Genomic DNA, 14747 nt, shown 5'->3' with positions numbered 1-14747 from the left:
GCGAGGCCGAATGCCGTCCAAGGCTTTTGTCGATCGGCGCCATCAGCCCGCCGCCAGCGCTTACCCTTATGCGCCCGCATCCGGGCCCGTCCGGGCTGCGTAGCGTGCTGCGGTACGGGGCATGCAGGGCGGCCTCGGTCCTCGTCTTGAACCAGAAAGGGAGTTGGCATGTCATCTCGCGCGCGTGTCGCGGTGGGTTGGGTGGAGCAGGGCCTGGTGCCCGATTCGGTGGTGCGGCTGGGCATCCGGCGGCTGCTGAAGGAACGGCTGGACGAGATCGGCGACCGCGACCCGGAACGCGCGGCTGAGGCCACCACCGCCTTCGTTCGGTCGCTGGGCCAGGCGCCGGTGGCGCTGCTCACCGACAAGGCCAACGAGCAGCACTACGAGGTGCCGGCCGCCTTCTTCCAGCAGGTGCTGGGGCCGCACCTGAAGTACAGCTGCGGCTGGTGGCCCGACGGCGTGGCCACGCTGGCCGAGTCGGAAGCCGCCGCGCTGCGCGCCACTTGCGAGCGCGCCGGCCTGGCGGACGGCCAGAACGTGCTGGAGCTGGGCTGCGGCTGGGGTTCGCTGTCGCTGTGGATGGCCCAGCACTACCGCGGCAGCCTGGTCACCGCGGTGTCCAACTCGCAATCGCAGCGTGCACACATCGAGGCCCAGGCCCGTGAGCGCGGCCTGCGCAACCTGCGCGTCATCACCGCCGACGTCAACCACTTCCACACCGAGGACCGCTACGACCGCGTGGTGTCGGTGGAGATGTTCGAGCACCTGCGCAACTGGCCCGAGGCCTTCCGCCGCGTGGCCGGCTGGCTGAAGCCCGACGGCCGCTTCTTCATGCATGTGTTCGCCCACCGCGCCACGCCGTATGAATTCGTGGAGCGCGACGAGACCGACTGGATGAGCCGTCACTTCTTCTCCGGCGGCATGATGCCTAGCGACGACCTGGTGCTGCATTGCCAGGACGACCTGAGGCTGCAGCAGCGCTGGCGCTGGAACGGCCGCCACTACGCCCGCACCGCCGAAGCCTGGCTGTCCAACATGGACGCCGCGCGGCCCGCGCTGTGGCCGCTGTTCGAACGCACCTACGGTGCCGACGCCGCTGTGTGGTGGACCCGCTGGCGGCTCTTCTTCATGTCGGTGGCCGAGCTGTTCGGCTACGACGACGGCAACCAGTGGTGGGTCAGCCACTACCTGCTGGCACCGCGCCAGGCCCCGGCCCGATGACGACGCTGCAGGTGGCCGCGGGCGGCCTGGCCGCGGCGGTGGTGCTGGCGGTGCTCACCTGGCTGGCCAGCGTGGTGCGGCATGACGTGAGCCTGGTGGACCGGGTCTGGTCGCTGATGATCGTCGCGGTGGGCCTGGTGTTCGCCTGGCAGCTGGGCGCGACCGATCCGCGCACCGTGGCCATGCTGTTCATCGGCGGGCTGTGGGCGCTGCGGCTGGCGGCCTACATCAGCTGGCGCAACTGGGGCCATGGCGAGGACCGGCGCTACCAGGCCATCCGCGAGCGCAACCAGCCGTACTTCGCGGTCAAGAGCCTGTACCTGGTGTTCGGGCTGCAGGCGGTGCTGGCCTGGATCGTGGCGCTGCCCTTCCTGGCGGCGGCGCTGGGCGCACTGGGCAATGCCCGCGACTGGGAAGGGCTGGACACCGTCGGCGCCGCCATCGCCGTGGCCGGGCTGCTGTTCGAGGCCGTGGCCGATGCGCAGATGGCCGCCTTCAAGGCCCGTGACGCCAATACGGGCCAGGTGATGGACCGCGGACTGTGGCGCTATTCGCGCCATCCGAACTATTTTGGTGAATGCTGTGTCTGGTGGGGCCTGGGCCTGATGGCGCTGGCCGCCGGCGGCTGGTGGGCGCTGCTGTCGCCGCTGCTGATGACGGTGCTGCTGCTGAAGGTGTCGGGGGTCACCCTGCTGGAGAAGGACATGCATGAACGCCGCCCGGGCTACCGGGACTATGTCGCCCGCACCAATGCCTTCATTCCGGGCCCGCGCAAGCCGCCGCGGCCAGGCGCATGAAGGCCGCCGCCTCGTGGGCCGCCGTGCTGTTGCTGGCCGGTGCGGCCCAGGCCTCCACGCCACCGCCCGGCGCGGCGCGCACGGCGATGACGGCCAGCCCGGCCGAATGGCACTTCGAGGTGCAGCTGGATGGCAAGCCGGTGGGCGAGCACCGTTTCAGCCTGAGCACCGAGGGCAGCGAGCGCCGGCTGCGCAGCATTGCCAGCTTCGACGTGAAGCTGCTGGGCATCACCGTCTACCGCTACCGGCATGAGGCCCGCGAGCGCTGGAAGGGCGACTGCCTGGCCGAGCTGGAAGCCCGCACCGACGCCAACGGCAAGCCCACCACCGTGAGCGCCCGGCTGGAGCCCGAAGGCCTGCGCGTGAGTGCGCCGGCCGGCATGGCGGCGCTGCCGGCCTGCACCATGACCTTCGCCTACTGGCACCCGGCGCTGCGCCGCCAGGCCCAGTTGCTCAATCCGCAGACCGGCCGCAACGTGGCGGTGCAGATGGTGCCGGTGGGCACCGGCATGATCGACGTGCGCGGCAGCGCGGTGCCGGCGGAGCACTGGCGGCTGACGGGCGACGAGTCGCCCATCGAGCTCTGGTACACGCCCGGCGGCGAGTGGCTGGCGCTGGATGCCACGGTCAACGGCCGGCGGCTGAGCTACCGCCTGCGCTGATTGCTGCACTGCCGCGGGAAAACCCCCCGCGGGCTCAGGCAGGGCCCCCTAGAATCTTTTCGATACCGTCCATCCGATCAGGAGTTCCCTGCATGGCTTCCCCTCGCCGCGGCGTGTCCGCGGATGCTGCAGACGCCGGCACCGCCGCCGGCGACGGGCCGCGCGTCCTGAAGAAATACCCGAACCGCCGGCTGTACGACACCCAGACCAGCAGCTACATCACGCTGGCCGACGTCAAGCAGATGGTGCTGGCCGTCGAGGCCTTCGAGGTGCGTGACGCCAAGACCGGCGAAGACCTGACCCGCAGCATCCTGCTGCAGATCATCCTGGAGGAGGAGAGCGGCGGCGTGCCGATGTTCTCCGAGCAGATGCTGGCCCAGATCATCCGGTTCTACGGCCACAGCATGCAGGGCATGATGGGTGCGTACCTGGAGAAGAACCTGCAGACCTTCGTCGAGCTGCAGAAGCGCCTGGCCGGCCCCGCCACCTTCACGCCCGAGATGTGGACCCAGTTCCTCAGCGGCCAGGCACCGGGCATGCAGGGCCTGATGGGCACCTACCTCGAGCAGTCGAAGAACCTGTTCAACCAGATGCAGGAACAGATGGCCAAGGCGGGCACGCTGTTCCCGGGCTTTCCGCCGAAGCGCTGACATCCGCAGGCGATGCGGGACAATCCGGGGATGAACCTCCCCGTTTCGCCCGCCGCGCCCACCGCCGGCGCTGCCGCCCCCAAGATCGGCTTCGTCAGCCTCGGCTGTCCGTAAGCGTGCCTATCTAAATTCCATACCCTGGTTCATGAGACTGCTTGATCAGATCGTGGACGCACTCACCAGCGAGGGCGGCCGCCTCTCCGAGGCGTTACTCAAGACGAAGGTGCTGTTGCATCGCTTAGGACACGGTGAGCTGGCCGACTGGGTGAATCTAGAGCTCAATGGCTATCCAGACGAGGTGCCGGTGCCCTCATATCGCGTGGCACATTGCCAGGTAATGGGCAACGTGCAAAACGCACTGTACGTCCGTTACGACGTCACGCTCCCGACGTCGCATCTGGAAGAAAAGCACCGCCAGATGCTGCTGGTAGACGAGTTCCGCCAGCCCATCGCGGTTTTGGAAGGCTGGGCGAAGTCTGCGAAACAAGGTGCGATGAAGCGAGACCTTGCTCCTGAGTGGACTCTTCGTTTCAACGAAGCGTTCGCCGCCGGAAACTGGGTCGAGCGTGCGTGGGTGGTTACCTCGACTGAGGGTATGGCCGAGGCCTCAACGCAGGTTCGATCAAGGTTGCTCGACTTCGTGCTCGGGTTACAAGACAAGGTCGGCGCCAGTCCGGATAACGAGTTGCGTCAGGCAGCAGAAGGAATCGACGTGGTCAATCAGTTCAAGAGCATCGTTGCCGGCGACAACAGCACGTTCATCTTCGGCGACCACAACACGACATCCATCAACAACGCGGTCAGGCGCGGCGATATTGAGTCGCTCGCAGCCCACCTGGCCTCGCACGGGCTGCCGAAGGAAGACATCGTGGCGTTGCGTGAAGCAGTCGCTGAAGATGCGGCCACGACGGAGCACCCGGTCGAGGGGCCGAAGGTGCGCGAGTGGAAGAAGGGCGTGCTGGGGAAAACCATCGACGGCACCTGGAAAATCTCGACCGCCGTTGCGGCGAAGCTGATCGCTGATGGGATCACAGGTTTCTTTGGAAGCTAGCCACGAACGCCAAACGAAAGATGCCCGCCGTAGCGGGCATCTTTCCGGAGTGGAGCAGGTCAGGCTGCTTTTGCTTCGATCGGCTTGCTCCAGACACGCAGGTGTCCAAGAGCTATCCTATGTAAATATTGGGGGGCGTAGCTTGAGAACACTATCCATTGCGGCATTCCTTGTGGCCTTCGTTGCAGCGGTCGTCTGGGCGGCGACGAAGCCGGGTTGGGACTCGTTTGCTGGCGTCGCTGCCTCTTTGGCAGCGTTGTTGGCGTCGTTCTTCTTAGGGCGGGATGCCGCCGCGGGCCAAAGCCAACAGGTCAGCGACGGCGGCGTGGGCATACAGGCGGGCCGCGACCTCACAGTTCGAGACATCAAAGGCCGAAAACAATGACGCTGCTGGGCAAGACACAAGGGCAGGCGGTTGGTTCCAACTCGACGGCGCTGCAGGCGGGGCGAGATATTCATCATCATCAGGGAGTGACGCATGCCGATGTGCTATCGACGTGCCAGTTCCTCATCGAGCACAACTTCCCTCGACTTCAAGAGGCGGCGCGTCTCGAAGCAGAGAAGAACGTTCGAGACTTCGCGACAAAGATTTCGGAGGACTTGCGCAAAGAAGCAGCGACAGTCTTGGTGCAACGGTTCTCCGACCCGGACGTGCAGGCTACGATGTACGACGCCGTCAAGGCTTGCGCTCGAAAGGGCGCAGCAGCCAGCCCGGAGCTTTTATCAAAGCTCTTAGTGCATAGGATGGAGGACAACACTCCGTTTTTGGACACAGTCTTGTCGGAAGCGGTCATCGTCGCACCCAAGCTGTCCAAATCACAGATCGCGTATCTCGGCTATCTATTCATCATGCGCTCGATGAAGGTGCGGAACGCGTCATTCGCGGCGCTGGAGCGACTTGCCACGGGCGTGCTACCAATAGTGCAGCCAGGCCTGGGCCTGTCAGGACCGCAGAAGCTGCATCTTGGCTATGCGGGTGCGACAAGTACTAATTCGTTTGCAGGCGGCAATATCTACGATAGTCTTTTCGAGACATACAATCATAGTCTTGGTACGAAGACAGTGGATGAGTTACGAGGTTCCTTATCAATGTTCTGCCCAGTCTTCAACTCACTATTGCAGCACGCTGAGTCGAGTGAAGTTTTCCAAACCAGCTTAACAAGTGTGGGGTATGCAATTGCAATTACGCTCGTTAAGCCGGTAATGAATCTAGATTTCTCGACGTGGCTTGGCTAGTGATATAGCAAATTGCCGTGAAAAAGCCCGCACGAGGCGGGCTTGCCGGGGCTGACTCAAGCTACGCAGCCTTTGCCTCGATCGGCTTGCTCCAGACGCGAAGGTGCCCCTGCGCCTTGAGGAATGACCGGTAGGCATTCACGGCTACGGCCTGCGCCTCAAGCGCCACCATGTCGCCGGCTGCGAACACCGCGCCGTCGTCGGTGATGATCGCAAGCCGCGCGGGGCGGCCGTTAACGGTGACGGTTAGCCCCTCATGAGCTACGGCGCTGATCAGCGCGCCGGCAATTGCGCCAGTGTGCTGCTCGCCGATCATGCGGCCTCCTTCGCCTGGTGTTCCATGTGCAGCACGCGCAGCTCGCTCCACTCTGCGGCCGCGATCGCCGTCGGTCGGTCGACGAGCTCGGCCAGCGCGTCCATCACCTCCACACCCCGGCGTGCCACCTCGTACTCACCAGGTGCAAACGTCACAGCGCCCGTGCGCACGAACCTGGCCACAATCTGCAGCACCAGCTCGTGCTGCTCCAGCATCTCGTCGACGCCGCGCTGCAGTTGCTCGGTGATGCGCATCCAGGTCAGGATGCCACCGACCATCTGCCACAGGATCTCGCCTGAGGCTTCGCCGCGGTGGACCGCGTCGAGGTTGGCGTAGTGCGCCAGGCTGAGGTCCCGGATCTGGTCGGGCAGCAGCTTGGGCCGGAAGGCGCGCGGTAGTCGGGCGATTAGCTCAGCCCGGGTTGGACGCCGGCGCTTCATGCTGTTGGCCCCTTTGCGGCCTTGACGATGTGTCGCGTTGCCCACGGCGGCGCTACGCTCATTTCGGGATGGATGGGCCGGCCCATGTGCGAGTCGGCACCGTCATAGCGATGGGTGTAAGTGCCCCACTCGCAGCGGTACTCGATGCGGTAGCCCAGCAGGGCAAGGAGGCGGCGGATCATTGCTGCTCCTTGGGGGTGGTGCCGGCAGGGGTGATGCCGTGGGCCGCGATCAAGACCGGGCAGTCAGCCTTGTGGTTCATGACCTGGGGACCGTAGCCCGCGGCATCGCACGCGAGGCAGTGCAGCATCGGCGTGGCCCCGCGCCCGCCTGGCGTGCCCGCGTCCCGCTCCCAGCGCAGGAGCTTGCTGGCATGCACGGCCAAGTACCCGGGCTTCAGCGGCACCAGCGCGGGTGCCTGCGGTGCAGTGGGTGCGGCGTCGCGGACAACAATTCGGTAGATGGCCATGTAGCCGTCCTCGAAGTTCACGCTGTAGCGGTACGGCACACCCCAGCCGTCGGTGCTCCAGTCGTCCAGGTCTGCAAGGATCTCGTCCCACCCATCGCCGGCGACATCGGAGACAACTCGCGCCACCAGCGCGGGCCAGCCGCGGATTAGTTCGGCGCTCGCGCCGTCATCCCCGGTGGCGTAGCAGAAAAGCGCGTCCTGCAGCTTGGGGTGGGGAGCCTGAATGAACGGAACCGCCCGCTTTTGCGTGGGCTCGCTGAACAGCGATGCCTCCGCATTGCACCCGCCGGCAACGCCGGCGTTGTCAATCTGGTTAGATGCCTTCGTCATTGCGCCACCTCGCCAGCAAGCTCAGCCGTCGCACCAGCCCCGCCGGCGCAGCCGACGTCGTCAAACTGTTCTCGGTCGGCGCCGTAGGCGTCGGCCGTGTCTTCTCCGGGCTCCTCGTCGAGCCCGGTGTCCGCCCCAGCTCGCGCCCGCGCAGCGCTCGGATCGCCGCCGGCACCGCCGCCCGCCTCCTCCTCGCTCCGCGCAGCGATGGAAGGGGTAGAAGCGACTTTGACGCCGTAGTGCTTGGCCGCGGCCATGAGGATCTCGGGCTTGTGGTCGAGGTGGTAGACGTGTCGGCACTCCACATCGCGGACCAGCAGGCAGTCGAGGGCCAGCAGCGCAAGCTGGTCCGCGGTCATGGTGTCTAAGCGGCGCTTGAGGACCTCGCTGATCGAGTCGCCGTCCTCGTCGTCGTCGACCTGGTACAGCTCGCCGATCAGCTCTTGCGTGTCCCATTGCAGGCGATTCAGCATGGTTTCGACGATGAGGCGCAGGTCGAACATCGACCGCGGGGCGGCCTTAGCCGCCGCCCGAACAGCGTCGAGCAGCGCACGCCGGCTGTCGTTCTCCTGCTTGAGGCGCAGCCGCTCCTCCGCCTCGCGTGCTTCGCGCTGCTCCGGCGTCTCGCGCTGCCCTGATGCCGACTTGGCCGGCTCGGCCGGCGGCTTAATGCCCATCTTCGCCGCGGCCTCGCGCACGTCCGCCAGCTTCACGCCTTCCACCGTCTTGCCGGTGCGAGGATCCTGCACCACCACGCGCGGCAGGTTCACGCCCTTGACGCCGGCGAGCATGCCTTTCAGCTCGGGCGGAGCCTTCTTAATCGAGATGTAGCCGCCCTTGAGCTCGCCGTTGTGGTCGACCAGGCTGCGAGCCCGGTTGCCGCCGATCACGGTCTTGCCCGTGGCCTCGATGGCCCTCGCCTCGCGCGCCAGGTGAGCCTTCTTCTTCGCCTCGAAGCAATCCGGATCCGTGCAGACGTCTGCGCCGACGGGCTGGGTGCTGTAGTGGTGCGGCTTCTTGCCGTGCGTGATGTCGTCGAAGTGCGGGGCGTTGCCGCTGCGCTTGGGGCACCGGATGCAGTGGCCAGCGCTCGGCAAGAGCATCTCGTCCTCGATGTCGAAGATGGCGTCCTTCAGATCGGTGGTGAAGTAGTCGGCGAGCAGGTCGCGGATCTGCCGGAAGCTGGCCTTGCCGCCGTCCGTGACGTCGCCGTTGCGGCCCTTGATCCGCTGCAGCGCCTTCTGCTGCGCCTTGGCGTCGCCCACGCGGGCGATCAGCAGACCGACCTCGGTGCCGATCTCACCGGTCAAGCAGGCCTTGCGCACCTCCGGGCACAACGCCAGGAGCTTGAGTCGGCCGTACACATAGCTGCGGCTCTTGCCCAGCGAGGCGGCCAGCTCGTCGGCGGTCAGCTGGTCCTCGTCGAGCATCGCCTGCAGGCCCTGCGCCTCCTCGATCGGGTGCACGTCGGCGCGGGCGATGTTTTCGGCGGCTTGGTTCGCGCGCACCTCTCCGTCGGTCAGGCTGCGCACAATGCACGGCGCCGTGGCCAGCCCGGCTTGCTCGGCCCCGCGGCGCCGGGTGTGGCCGAACACGATCTCATAGCCGTCTTGCGGGTCGTACTGGTCGCGGAACAGCGGATTCGGGTAGCGCAGGCGCACGACCAGCGGCTGAAGGATGCGGCCGGTGTCCTTGATCGACGCTGCGATTTCGTCGATCGTCGATTGCTTGTAGGTCTGCCGGTACTGCAGTGGACTGTCGTGCAGCTGGTGCAGCGGAACCTCGATGATGGTTTCGTTGGTCATGGTGATCCCTCAAGCAGCGCGCTCGATGCGCATCTCGTCGTCGGTGCAGGTCGTCACGCGAAAGTGGGCGCGGTTGCCCTTCGCCCAGGCGCTGCACACCCTCAGGACGTCGTCGCCCACCATGGGCGGCACGATCAGGTACTGGCCGACGCGCAGGCCGGACAGCAGCGAGTCATACGCCGCCACGGCCTTTGCCAGCTCCTCGTCCTGGAGGGAGCTGACCTTCAGCTCCTCCGGCTTCGGCAGGCGTTCCAGCAGGCTTTGCACGCGGGTCGGCAGCGGTGGCTTGGGCGTCGGCGCCGCTGCGGGCGGCTGCACCTTGGGCTGCATGAGCATGCTGACCGGGGCCGCGATCGGCGCCGGTGGCTTGGCCGGCGTCGGCGCGCGTGCCGGTGCGGCTTGGCGCTTGACAGCCGCCTCAGGCGAGGGGGCCGGCGCAACTGCCGAGCGGGCAGCAGCATCGTTCAGCTTGCGGCCCGCGACGTACACCATGCCGCGGTCGTCGCCGCTCTGGACGCGTGCCAGCAGGAGGTTGGTCACTGCTGACGACAGGCAGGCCGTGACGGCCGTTGGGCGGATGTCGAGGCGCTCGGCCAGCTGCGTGCCGGTCAGCTCTAACTTGGCGTCCGCCCGAAACAGAGCGACGGCGCGGGCGGCGATGCTGCCGGGTTGGGGGATGTAGCTCATGATCGCGAGCTCCTTCAAGGTTGAGCAACGGCGAAGACAGTCGCGTTGCGTGCGTGATCGAGGCCTTCGTAGTGGTCGAGCCAGGCCTGGCGCCAGTCCATCCAACTCAGGCTGGCGCGGCCGCGGTCCATCAGGTCTATCCAGCCCACTGGCTCAACGCCCTGCAGGACCTCCCACTGCGGGCCGCCTGGCGGCAGCAGCTGGGCGCGCTCGGTGGCCAGCGCAATCAGGTCGGCCTGGTGCACTGCCTCGGCGTGAACGAAGGCGGCGCTGTGCAAGGCAAAGGCGCTGCGGACGGTGCGCTGGTGCTTGGCCTCGAACGCGTGCCAGCCGTCAATCTGCGCCTTGGCCGGGCTCGTGACGTCCTGCGTGTAGGCCTCGTGCGCGTCGTGCATCAGCGCGTAGAGGCGGCCGTGCACGTCGAGCTGGAACATGCGCTCGACGATCTCCAGCACCAGCAGGCTGTGCTCAGCCACGCTGTACGGACGGGCGGCCGCGCCGTTGAAGCGATTGATCTGCGCCAGGTGGTGGGCGATGTCAGCGGCCAGCACCGCGCCCTGGCGGGGGAAGCGCATGTCCATCTGCTGGCCGCTGGCGGTCATGATCCACGTCATGCCGCGAGCTCCGCCGGTGCGGTGAACCAGCACGCCGTCAGCTTGCTGCGGGCGCGGGCCAGGAACTCGTCCGGGCCATTGAACAGGTGACGGGCATAGTGGGACACCAGGCCCGGCACATCGCGCGTCGGCATCGCCGCGATGTCAGCGGCGAGACCTCGGCCGATGCAGCGCAGGTCGAACACTTCAACGCGATCGTGGTGGACGACTGCGCGCTGGGCCGCTTGAATGTGGCCGTACTGCTGCACCAGGTGCAAGGCAAGCGTCTGGCCGTTAGGCCAGCGGATGACATCGGAGTGGGCCAGGACGGCGACGCGGTCCTGCTGCTGGAGGATGGTCAGGTCACGCAACATGGTTGCCTCCTGGTTGAACGATGGTGGGATGGAGCGTGCGCTCGATGCGGCAGAAGGCCGTGCAGTCGAGCAGGCGCAGCACGGGCTCGCCGTGCAGCGTGGAAGGGACGAGGCCGGTACCGCGCAGCAGCGTCTCGGTGCCGGCCTGGAACTCCGATGCGCGGGTCACCGCGGCGATGTGCGTCGCGTTGTCGTCGCCGGCGGCGGGGTACTCGAAGTCCGCATAGACATGACGTGCCTCGGGGTGGCGCTGCAGGTGCTGTGCAACGACCAGCCGCACGATGGTGTGACCGCCGCGGTAGAACACGGCGGCCGGCGCGCGCAGCAGGCCTGCTACGCAGACTTCGAGCACCGCCTCGGGGGCGGGGTTGGGCGCGACGTTCATCCGAGCCACGCGTAGAGCAGGCCGGCCGCGATCGCTGCTGCCACGCCGCCGGCGGCCGCGCCCCACCTGAAGCCGTCGCTGTAACCCGCGTGCTCGCCTTCGAAGAACCCTTCCTCGTAGCCGCGGATCGGCCGGGCGAAGTGCGCGGGCACGCGGTGCAGCTGAAGGTCAATCGGGGCGTATTCGCTCGGGGGCGGAGCCGTCGGCTTGCTCGGTGGAAGCGGCCGCCGGTCTGCTGCGGAGCCAATGCGAGCCAGGGGCGCCGTCGGCACCGGGATCTGGCCGCGGCTCATGCTGACACCGCCTGATCGACGCGCCGAACACGCACCACCGCGCCGAGGCCTGCAGCCTCCATCGCTTCAAGCGTGTGGTCGACCGAGGAGCCGCCGCGGCGGAGGTCAGTCTGCGTGGTGCCATCCGGGCGCGTGGTGCACACCTCGAACAGCGGGGAACGGTTGCGCCAAGTCGGCGCAGGGAAGGGGATGACGCTTGCACGCATGCAGGCCTCCGTGGTCCTGCAGGCCTACCGGCCGCGGTGGGTCGGTCAGAAGTCGCGTTCGACACTGAGGTGGAGCGCAGCGGCACCACCGCGCCTGGGTGGCTTGGGCAGTACTGCCAGACGAGCCCCCAGCCCGCGGCGAGGGGAATGCGCACGCTCGGCGTGATCAGCAGGCTGACGGAAGCCGCTGGGTAGCCGGTGATCGCGCCGACGGTCAAGGCGAAGCGCCGGTCTTCCGTCTCGACGGTCCATGCCGCATAAGCCGAGGCGCGACCGTAGCTGTTGCGCAGCGCACCGAGCGTGAGACCGTCGTCTCGCTGGTAGTAGGCGCCGACAGTGCCCGCCTCGAAGCCCGGCTTGCTGTGGGCGCTGGCCAGGTGCACGCCGATGGCGTCCTTCGCCTCGGCGGAGCTGAAAATCCCCGGCGCACATACCACCAGCAGCGCAATGAGCAACGCCACCGCACAGCGGTTGAGGCGGGCCCTCACGGCCGTCCCCATACATTCCAGTCACGACCGCTGCCTTGCAGCCACTCATCGAACTGGTGGGTCGACGAGAACACCAGCCATCCGCCCGTCGGCCCGACCGCGCGCCAGCAAGTCCCGTCCAGCCAGCGAACAGCACAGAGCCACTGACGCGATTTTCCAAAGCGGCTGCAGCCCACTGCGCTCGGCTTGAGATCGTCTGCTGTCGCAGTGAGCCGCGGCGAGGCGTTTTCTATGCAGTGCTGTTCGTCGACTGCCGGCGTTGCAAACGTCTGCACGGCGAAGAAGCGTCGGTCGCTGTCGCTCGGAGGGGCGTCCGCGTGGCCACTCATTAATGCCAGAGTCGGGCGCGCATCGAGTGCCTCGGCAAGCGCTGCATGCAGCGCATGCGCCTGCTGGTCGGTAATCAGCAGTTCGTGCTCGTGGGCAATGTTGATGGTGAGCAGCGGAGGGCGGTCTCGCCTGTCGCCCTCGACGTAAAGCATCGGGGGGCCGAAGCTGCGGTCGATCTGGTAGCCGATGTGGGGTGCCGGAGCCGCTGAACCAGGCTCGTGGATGATGGCGCGCATGAGACCTCCGTCGTCAAAGACGGCGCGATGATGCGTCAAAGCATCAGTCGCGGTCAATACGTCAACGCATCATCTGCGCAAAAAAGAGCCGCACAGGGCGGCTCACTTGTCAGAAGTCAGTTCTTAGCGTTCGACTTGCTTGACGCCATCGCCGCTGCTGCTGCTAAGAGAGCTGCACGCGCTGGCTCGTCCAACTCGTCATATAAGGCCGAGAGGCGGCGGACATCCGGTCGTTCGTCAAGGGGCACCTCGCCGGTCAACTCACTGACCGTCACCTCCAGCGTGCGCGCTAGCGCCTGAAACGAGGCGAGCTCCATCGTTTCGGCCTTGCCGGCCAAGTACCGTGACAGTGTCGGTTGGGGAATGCCGGCAGCGATTGCAAGCGAACGGTCACTAGTGAAACCGCGCTTGAGACGCAGATCTCTGATGATTTCCCGGGGGTCACGGTGATGCATGAACGCATTGTTCGTGAACCTACTTGCGTCGATGATGCGTTGAAGTATCATGCCTTCCTATGCTTCAACGTATCGACTATGCAGCGCTCGCTAGGCGCCTGTTGCGGGGGTCCGGCCGGACCACGCGGTCGTTGGCCGCGGATCTGGGCTTGTCGCAAGCTGCGGTCAGCCGACTCGCCAGCGGAAAGACTGGTGCGATCTCCGCGGACGTAGGCATCGCGCTCATTCGCATGGCCGGCGGCTCGGTGCATGTGCCACTGATCGAGTCTGAAGGCAGGGACGGCCAGTGAGGTCACTGGGTCAAATCGAAGCCGCTCGGACGTTGGTGCCGCCCAGTGCCCTCATATGCAAGCCACACTTCGATGTGCAGCCTGTGCGGGCCGTGCCACTCATGGATCACTTTGTCCACACGCCAGGCCGAGCTGCTGGTCAGGTAGACGAACTCACCCCGGCGAGGCAGCGGAGCGTTTTTCGGCAGCACTACTGGCCAGCGTCGACGCGATGGCGCTCGCGCCGCATCGTCGTTGTGAATGCAATAACAAGCGATTACCTCAATGGGGTCCGTGTCTCGCTGTGTGTTCGGCATGAAGACGGCTCCAATATCAATGTCGAGCATGTCGGGTTCGGCTGTCCTGTTGTTGCGACGGCCGCACTTTCGATTACCCCGGCTCAATTTGCCATTGCAATTGCCGGCGCTTTGCCTTCATCGCGGATAAGCGGAGCACCGCCGTGTTGTGGCACGCGCGCGCGCGTTCGCATCGGTGTGCGCCGGCCTGAAGGTAGATATTTGCCATCCACGAAGGATGCGCGCTCATGCAGGCGAGTAGCCCTATTTCGACGACCGCGATGCAGGAGTCTGCTTGTCATCGCTCCACCGTAGTGCGCGATGCGCATCACGAACAAAAGCAGGGGATCGAACAAGTCCATGGGGTCAGTGTGCGTAGTCCGCGCGATGCGGTCTACGGCAATTTATGAGGGGAGTCTGCCGTGCATCATCCGTTGTTGATCGCCGCGCGCTTGGTTGTGCGCGACATGGGAGGCGCTGAGCGCGCCGCGCTACATCTCGGGAAGGGCGAGTCGACCCTTCGCCATGAGCTCAATCCCAACGATGCCAAGAACAAGCTCGGGCTGCTAGACGCGGCCACCCTGAGCCAGGCGGCGCGGGACTCCCGCATAGCGGAAGCTTTCGCCGCTGAATGCGGCGGCGTCTTCATCGCGCTCGCTCGGTCCGAGGACACGGCCGGAGGCGACACCACGATGGAATACGCCGGCCGGCTGGCGACCGAGTTGGGCGAGCTGCTGACCAGTGCGGCAAAGGCTGTGAGTGACGGCACCGTCACCGATGAAGAGCTGCGGGCGGTGATGGCGAAGGGCGTCTCCATGGCGTCGGCCTGGCAGGAGCTGATGGTCCACATGGGCAGGCTCAACCAGGCGGCCAACGACAAGCGTCAGCCCCGGGTGTCCGCCTGATGCGCCCCCCGGGCGAGATCCACCGCGCGGTCCTCGCGACTGCCGGCGCGGTGGCCGCTGAGCGCGCGCAGCATGCAGTGCCGGCGGCCACCTGGCGCGATGTCGCGGAGCGCCTAGAGGTCCAGGGCTTTGGCCGTCGCGCAGTGATGGAGACGTGGCACAACCTGCGCAAGCGAGGCCAGCTGCGCACCGTGGGCCCGATCCGCTTGCCGCATTCCTGCCGCCCGATGCAGGCTTGTGTGCCTGTGCC

General features: G+C 66.3%; 21 protein-coding genes. 7 read left to right on the top strand and 14 right to left on the bottom strand.

Annotation, left to right across the window (positions count from 1 at the left end):
* Positions 1–168: 168 nt before the first annotated feature.
* The 6 genes from LRS14_RS05365 (at position 169) to LRS14_RS05340 (ending at position 5620) form a co-directional block, all read left to right on the top strand.
* Positions 169–1224 (top strand): cyclopropane-fatty-acyl-phospholipid synthase family protein, encoded by a 1056-nt coding sequence (locus tag LRS14_RS05365; RefSeq protein WP_257798884.1) that lies wholly within the window; start codon positions 169–171, stop codon positions 1222–1224.
* Complete coding sequence (locus LRS14_RS05360) at positions 1221–2021, top strand: DUF1295 domain-containing protein (RefSeq protein WP_257798883.1); 801 nt, start codon at positions 1221–1223, stop codon at positions 2019–2021. Before LRS14_RS05365 ends, LRS14_RS05360 begins: the two co-directional genes overlap by 4 nt.
* A complete protein-coding gene (locus tag LRS14_RS05355; RefSeq protein WP_257798882.1) occupies positions 2018–2683 on the top strand; it encodes a DUF6134 family protein in 666 nt (221 codons plus the stop codon). Before LRS14_RS05360 ends, LRS14_RS05355 begins: the two co-directional genes overlap by 4 nt.
* 92 nt (positions 2684–2775) lie before the next feature.
* On the top strand, positions 2776–3333 hold the full coding sequence (gene phaR / locus LRS14_RS05350) for a polyhydroxyalkanoate synthesis repressor PhaR (RefSeq protein WP_083440330.1): 558 nt from the start codon (positions 2776–2778) through the stop codon (positions 3331–3333).
* Between the two features lie 145 nt (positions 3334–3478).
* Positions 3479–4384, top strand: coding sequence for a hypothetical protein (locus tag LRS14_RS05345; RefSeq protein ID WP_257798881.1), 906 nt, complete (start codon positions 3479–3481; stop codon positions 4382–4384).
* A gap of 381 nt (positions 4385–4765) precedes the next feature.
* Complete coding sequence (locus tag LRS14_RS05340; protein WP_257798880.1) at positions 4766–5620, top strand: LPO_1073/Vpar_1526 family protein; 855 nt, start codon at positions 4766–4768, stop codon at positions 5618–5620.
* Positions 5621–5681: 61 nt separating this feature from the next.
* Here LRS14_RS05340 and LRS14_RS05335 read toward each other — a convergent pair whose 3' ends face one another.
* From LRS14_RS05335 to LRS14_RS05270, 14 genes are all read right to left on the bottom strand, one after another.
* Positions 5682–5936, bottom strand: a complete 255-nt coding sequence (locus LRS14_RS05335; RefSeq protein ID WP_257798879.1) for a hypothetical protein — start codon at positions 5934–5936, stop codon at positions 5682–5684.
* Positions 5933–6376, bottom strand: a complete 444-nt coding sequence (locus LRS14_RS05330) for a hypothetical protein (protein ID WP_257798878.1) — start codon at positions 6374–6376, stop codon at positions 5933–5935. Before LRS14_RS05330 ends, LRS14_RS05335 begins: the two co-directional genes overlap by 4 nt.
* Positions 6373–6558: a hypothetical protein gene (locus LRS14_RS05325; protein ID WP_257798877.1), complete on the bottom strand. Its 186-nt coding sequence runs from the start codon at positions 6556–6558 to the stop codon at positions 6373–6375. The genes LRS14_RS05330 and LRS14_RS05325 overlap by 4 nt, the downstream gene beginning before the upstream one ends.
* Positions 6555–7175, bottom strand: a complete 621-nt coding sequence (locus LRS14_RS05320) for a hypothetical protein (RefSeq protein ID WP_257798876.1) — start codon at positions 7173–7175, stop codon at positions 6555–6557. Before LRS14_RS05320 ends, LRS14_RS05325 begins: the two co-directional genes overlap by 4 nt.
* Positions 7172–8980: a ParB/RepB/Spo0J family partition protein gene (locus LRS14_RS05315; protein ID WP_257798875.1), complete on the bottom strand. Its 1809-nt coding sequence runs from the start codon at positions 8978–8980 to the stop codon at positions 7172–7174. The genes LRS14_RS05320 and LRS14_RS05315 overlap by 4 nt, the downstream gene beginning before the upstream one ends.
* 9 nt (positions 8981–8989) lie before the next feature.
* Positions 8990–9667 (bottom strand): hypothetical protein, encoded by a 678-nt coding sequence (locus tag LRS14_RS05310; protein ID WP_257798874.1) that lies wholly within the window; start codon positions 9665–9667, stop codon positions 8990–8992.
* Positions 9668–9681: 14 nt separating this feature from the next.
* The gene (locus LRS14_RS05305; RefSeq protein ID WP_257798873.1) at positions 9682–10281 is read right to left on the bottom strand and encodes an HD family hydrolase; all 600 of its coding nucleotides are present in this window, start codon (positions 10279–10281) and stop codon (positions 9682–9684) included.
* Positions 10278–10634: a hypothetical protein gene (locus tag LRS14_RS05300; RefSeq protein WP_257798872.1), complete on the bottom strand. Its 357-nt coding sequence runs from the start codon at positions 10632–10634 to the stop codon at positions 10278–10280. Before LRS14_RS05300 ends, LRS14_RS05305 begins: the two co-directional genes overlap by 4 nt.
* Positions 10624–11019, bottom strand: a complete 396-nt coding sequence (locus LRS14_RS05295; RefSeq protein ID WP_257798871.1) for a hypothetical protein — start codon at positions 11017–11019, stop codon at positions 10624–10626. The genes LRS14_RS05300 and LRS14_RS05295 overlap by 11 nt, the downstream gene beginning before the upstream one ends.
* Positions 11016–11312 carry a hypothetical protein gene (locus LRS14_RS05290; protein WP_257798870.1) on the bottom strand — a complete coding sequence of 99 codons (297 nt, stop codon included), beginning with the start codon at positions 11310–11312 and terminating at the stop codon, positions 11016–11018. The genes LRS14_RS05295 and LRS14_RS05290 overlap by 4 nt, the downstream gene beginning before the upstream one ends.
* Entirely contained in the window at positions 11309–11518 is a 210-nt protein-coding gene (locus LRS14_RS05285; protein WP_257798869.1) for a hypothetical protein, read from the bottom strand. Before LRS14_RS05285 ends, LRS14_RS05290 begins: the two co-directional genes overlap by 4 nt.
* A 484-nt stretch (positions 11519–12002) precedes the next feature.
* Positions 12003–12572, bottom strand: a complete 570-nt coding sequence (locus LRS14_RS05280; protein ID WP_257798868.1) for a hypothetical protein — start codon at positions 12570–12572, stop codon at positions 12003–12005.
* A gap of 116 nt (positions 12573–12688) precedes the next feature.
* The gene (locus LRS14_RS05275; protein WP_257798867.1) at positions 12689–13078 is read right to left on the bottom strand and encodes a helix-turn-helix transcriptional regulator; all 390 of its coding nucleotides are present in this window, start codon (positions 13076–13078) and stop codon (positions 12689–12691) included.
* A gap of 618 nt (positions 13079–13696) precedes the next feature.
* On the bottom strand, positions 13697–13954 hold the full coding sequence (locus tag LRS14_RS05270; protein WP_257798866.1) for a hypothetical protein: 258 nt from the start codon (positions 13952–13954) through the stop codon (positions 13697–13699).
* Between the two features lie 60 nt (positions 13955–14014).
* Between LRS14_RS05270 and LRS14_RS05265 the strand changes: the two genes are divergently transcribed.
* Complete coding sequence (locus LRS14_RS05265) at positions 14015–14497, top strand: phage regulatory CII family protein (protein WP_257798865.1); 483 nt, start codon at positions 14015–14017, stop codon at positions 14495–14497.
* Positions 14498–14747: the final 250 nt, after the last annotated feature.

The sequence above is a fragment of the Aquincola sp. J276 genome, assembly GCF_024700035.1.
GTDB classification, from domain to species: Bacteria; Pseudomonadota; Gammaproteobacteria; order Burkholderiales; family Burkholderiaceae_C; genus Aquincola; species Aquincola tertiaricarbonis.
This window is presented reverse-complemented; position numbering and strand designations above follow the sequence as displayed.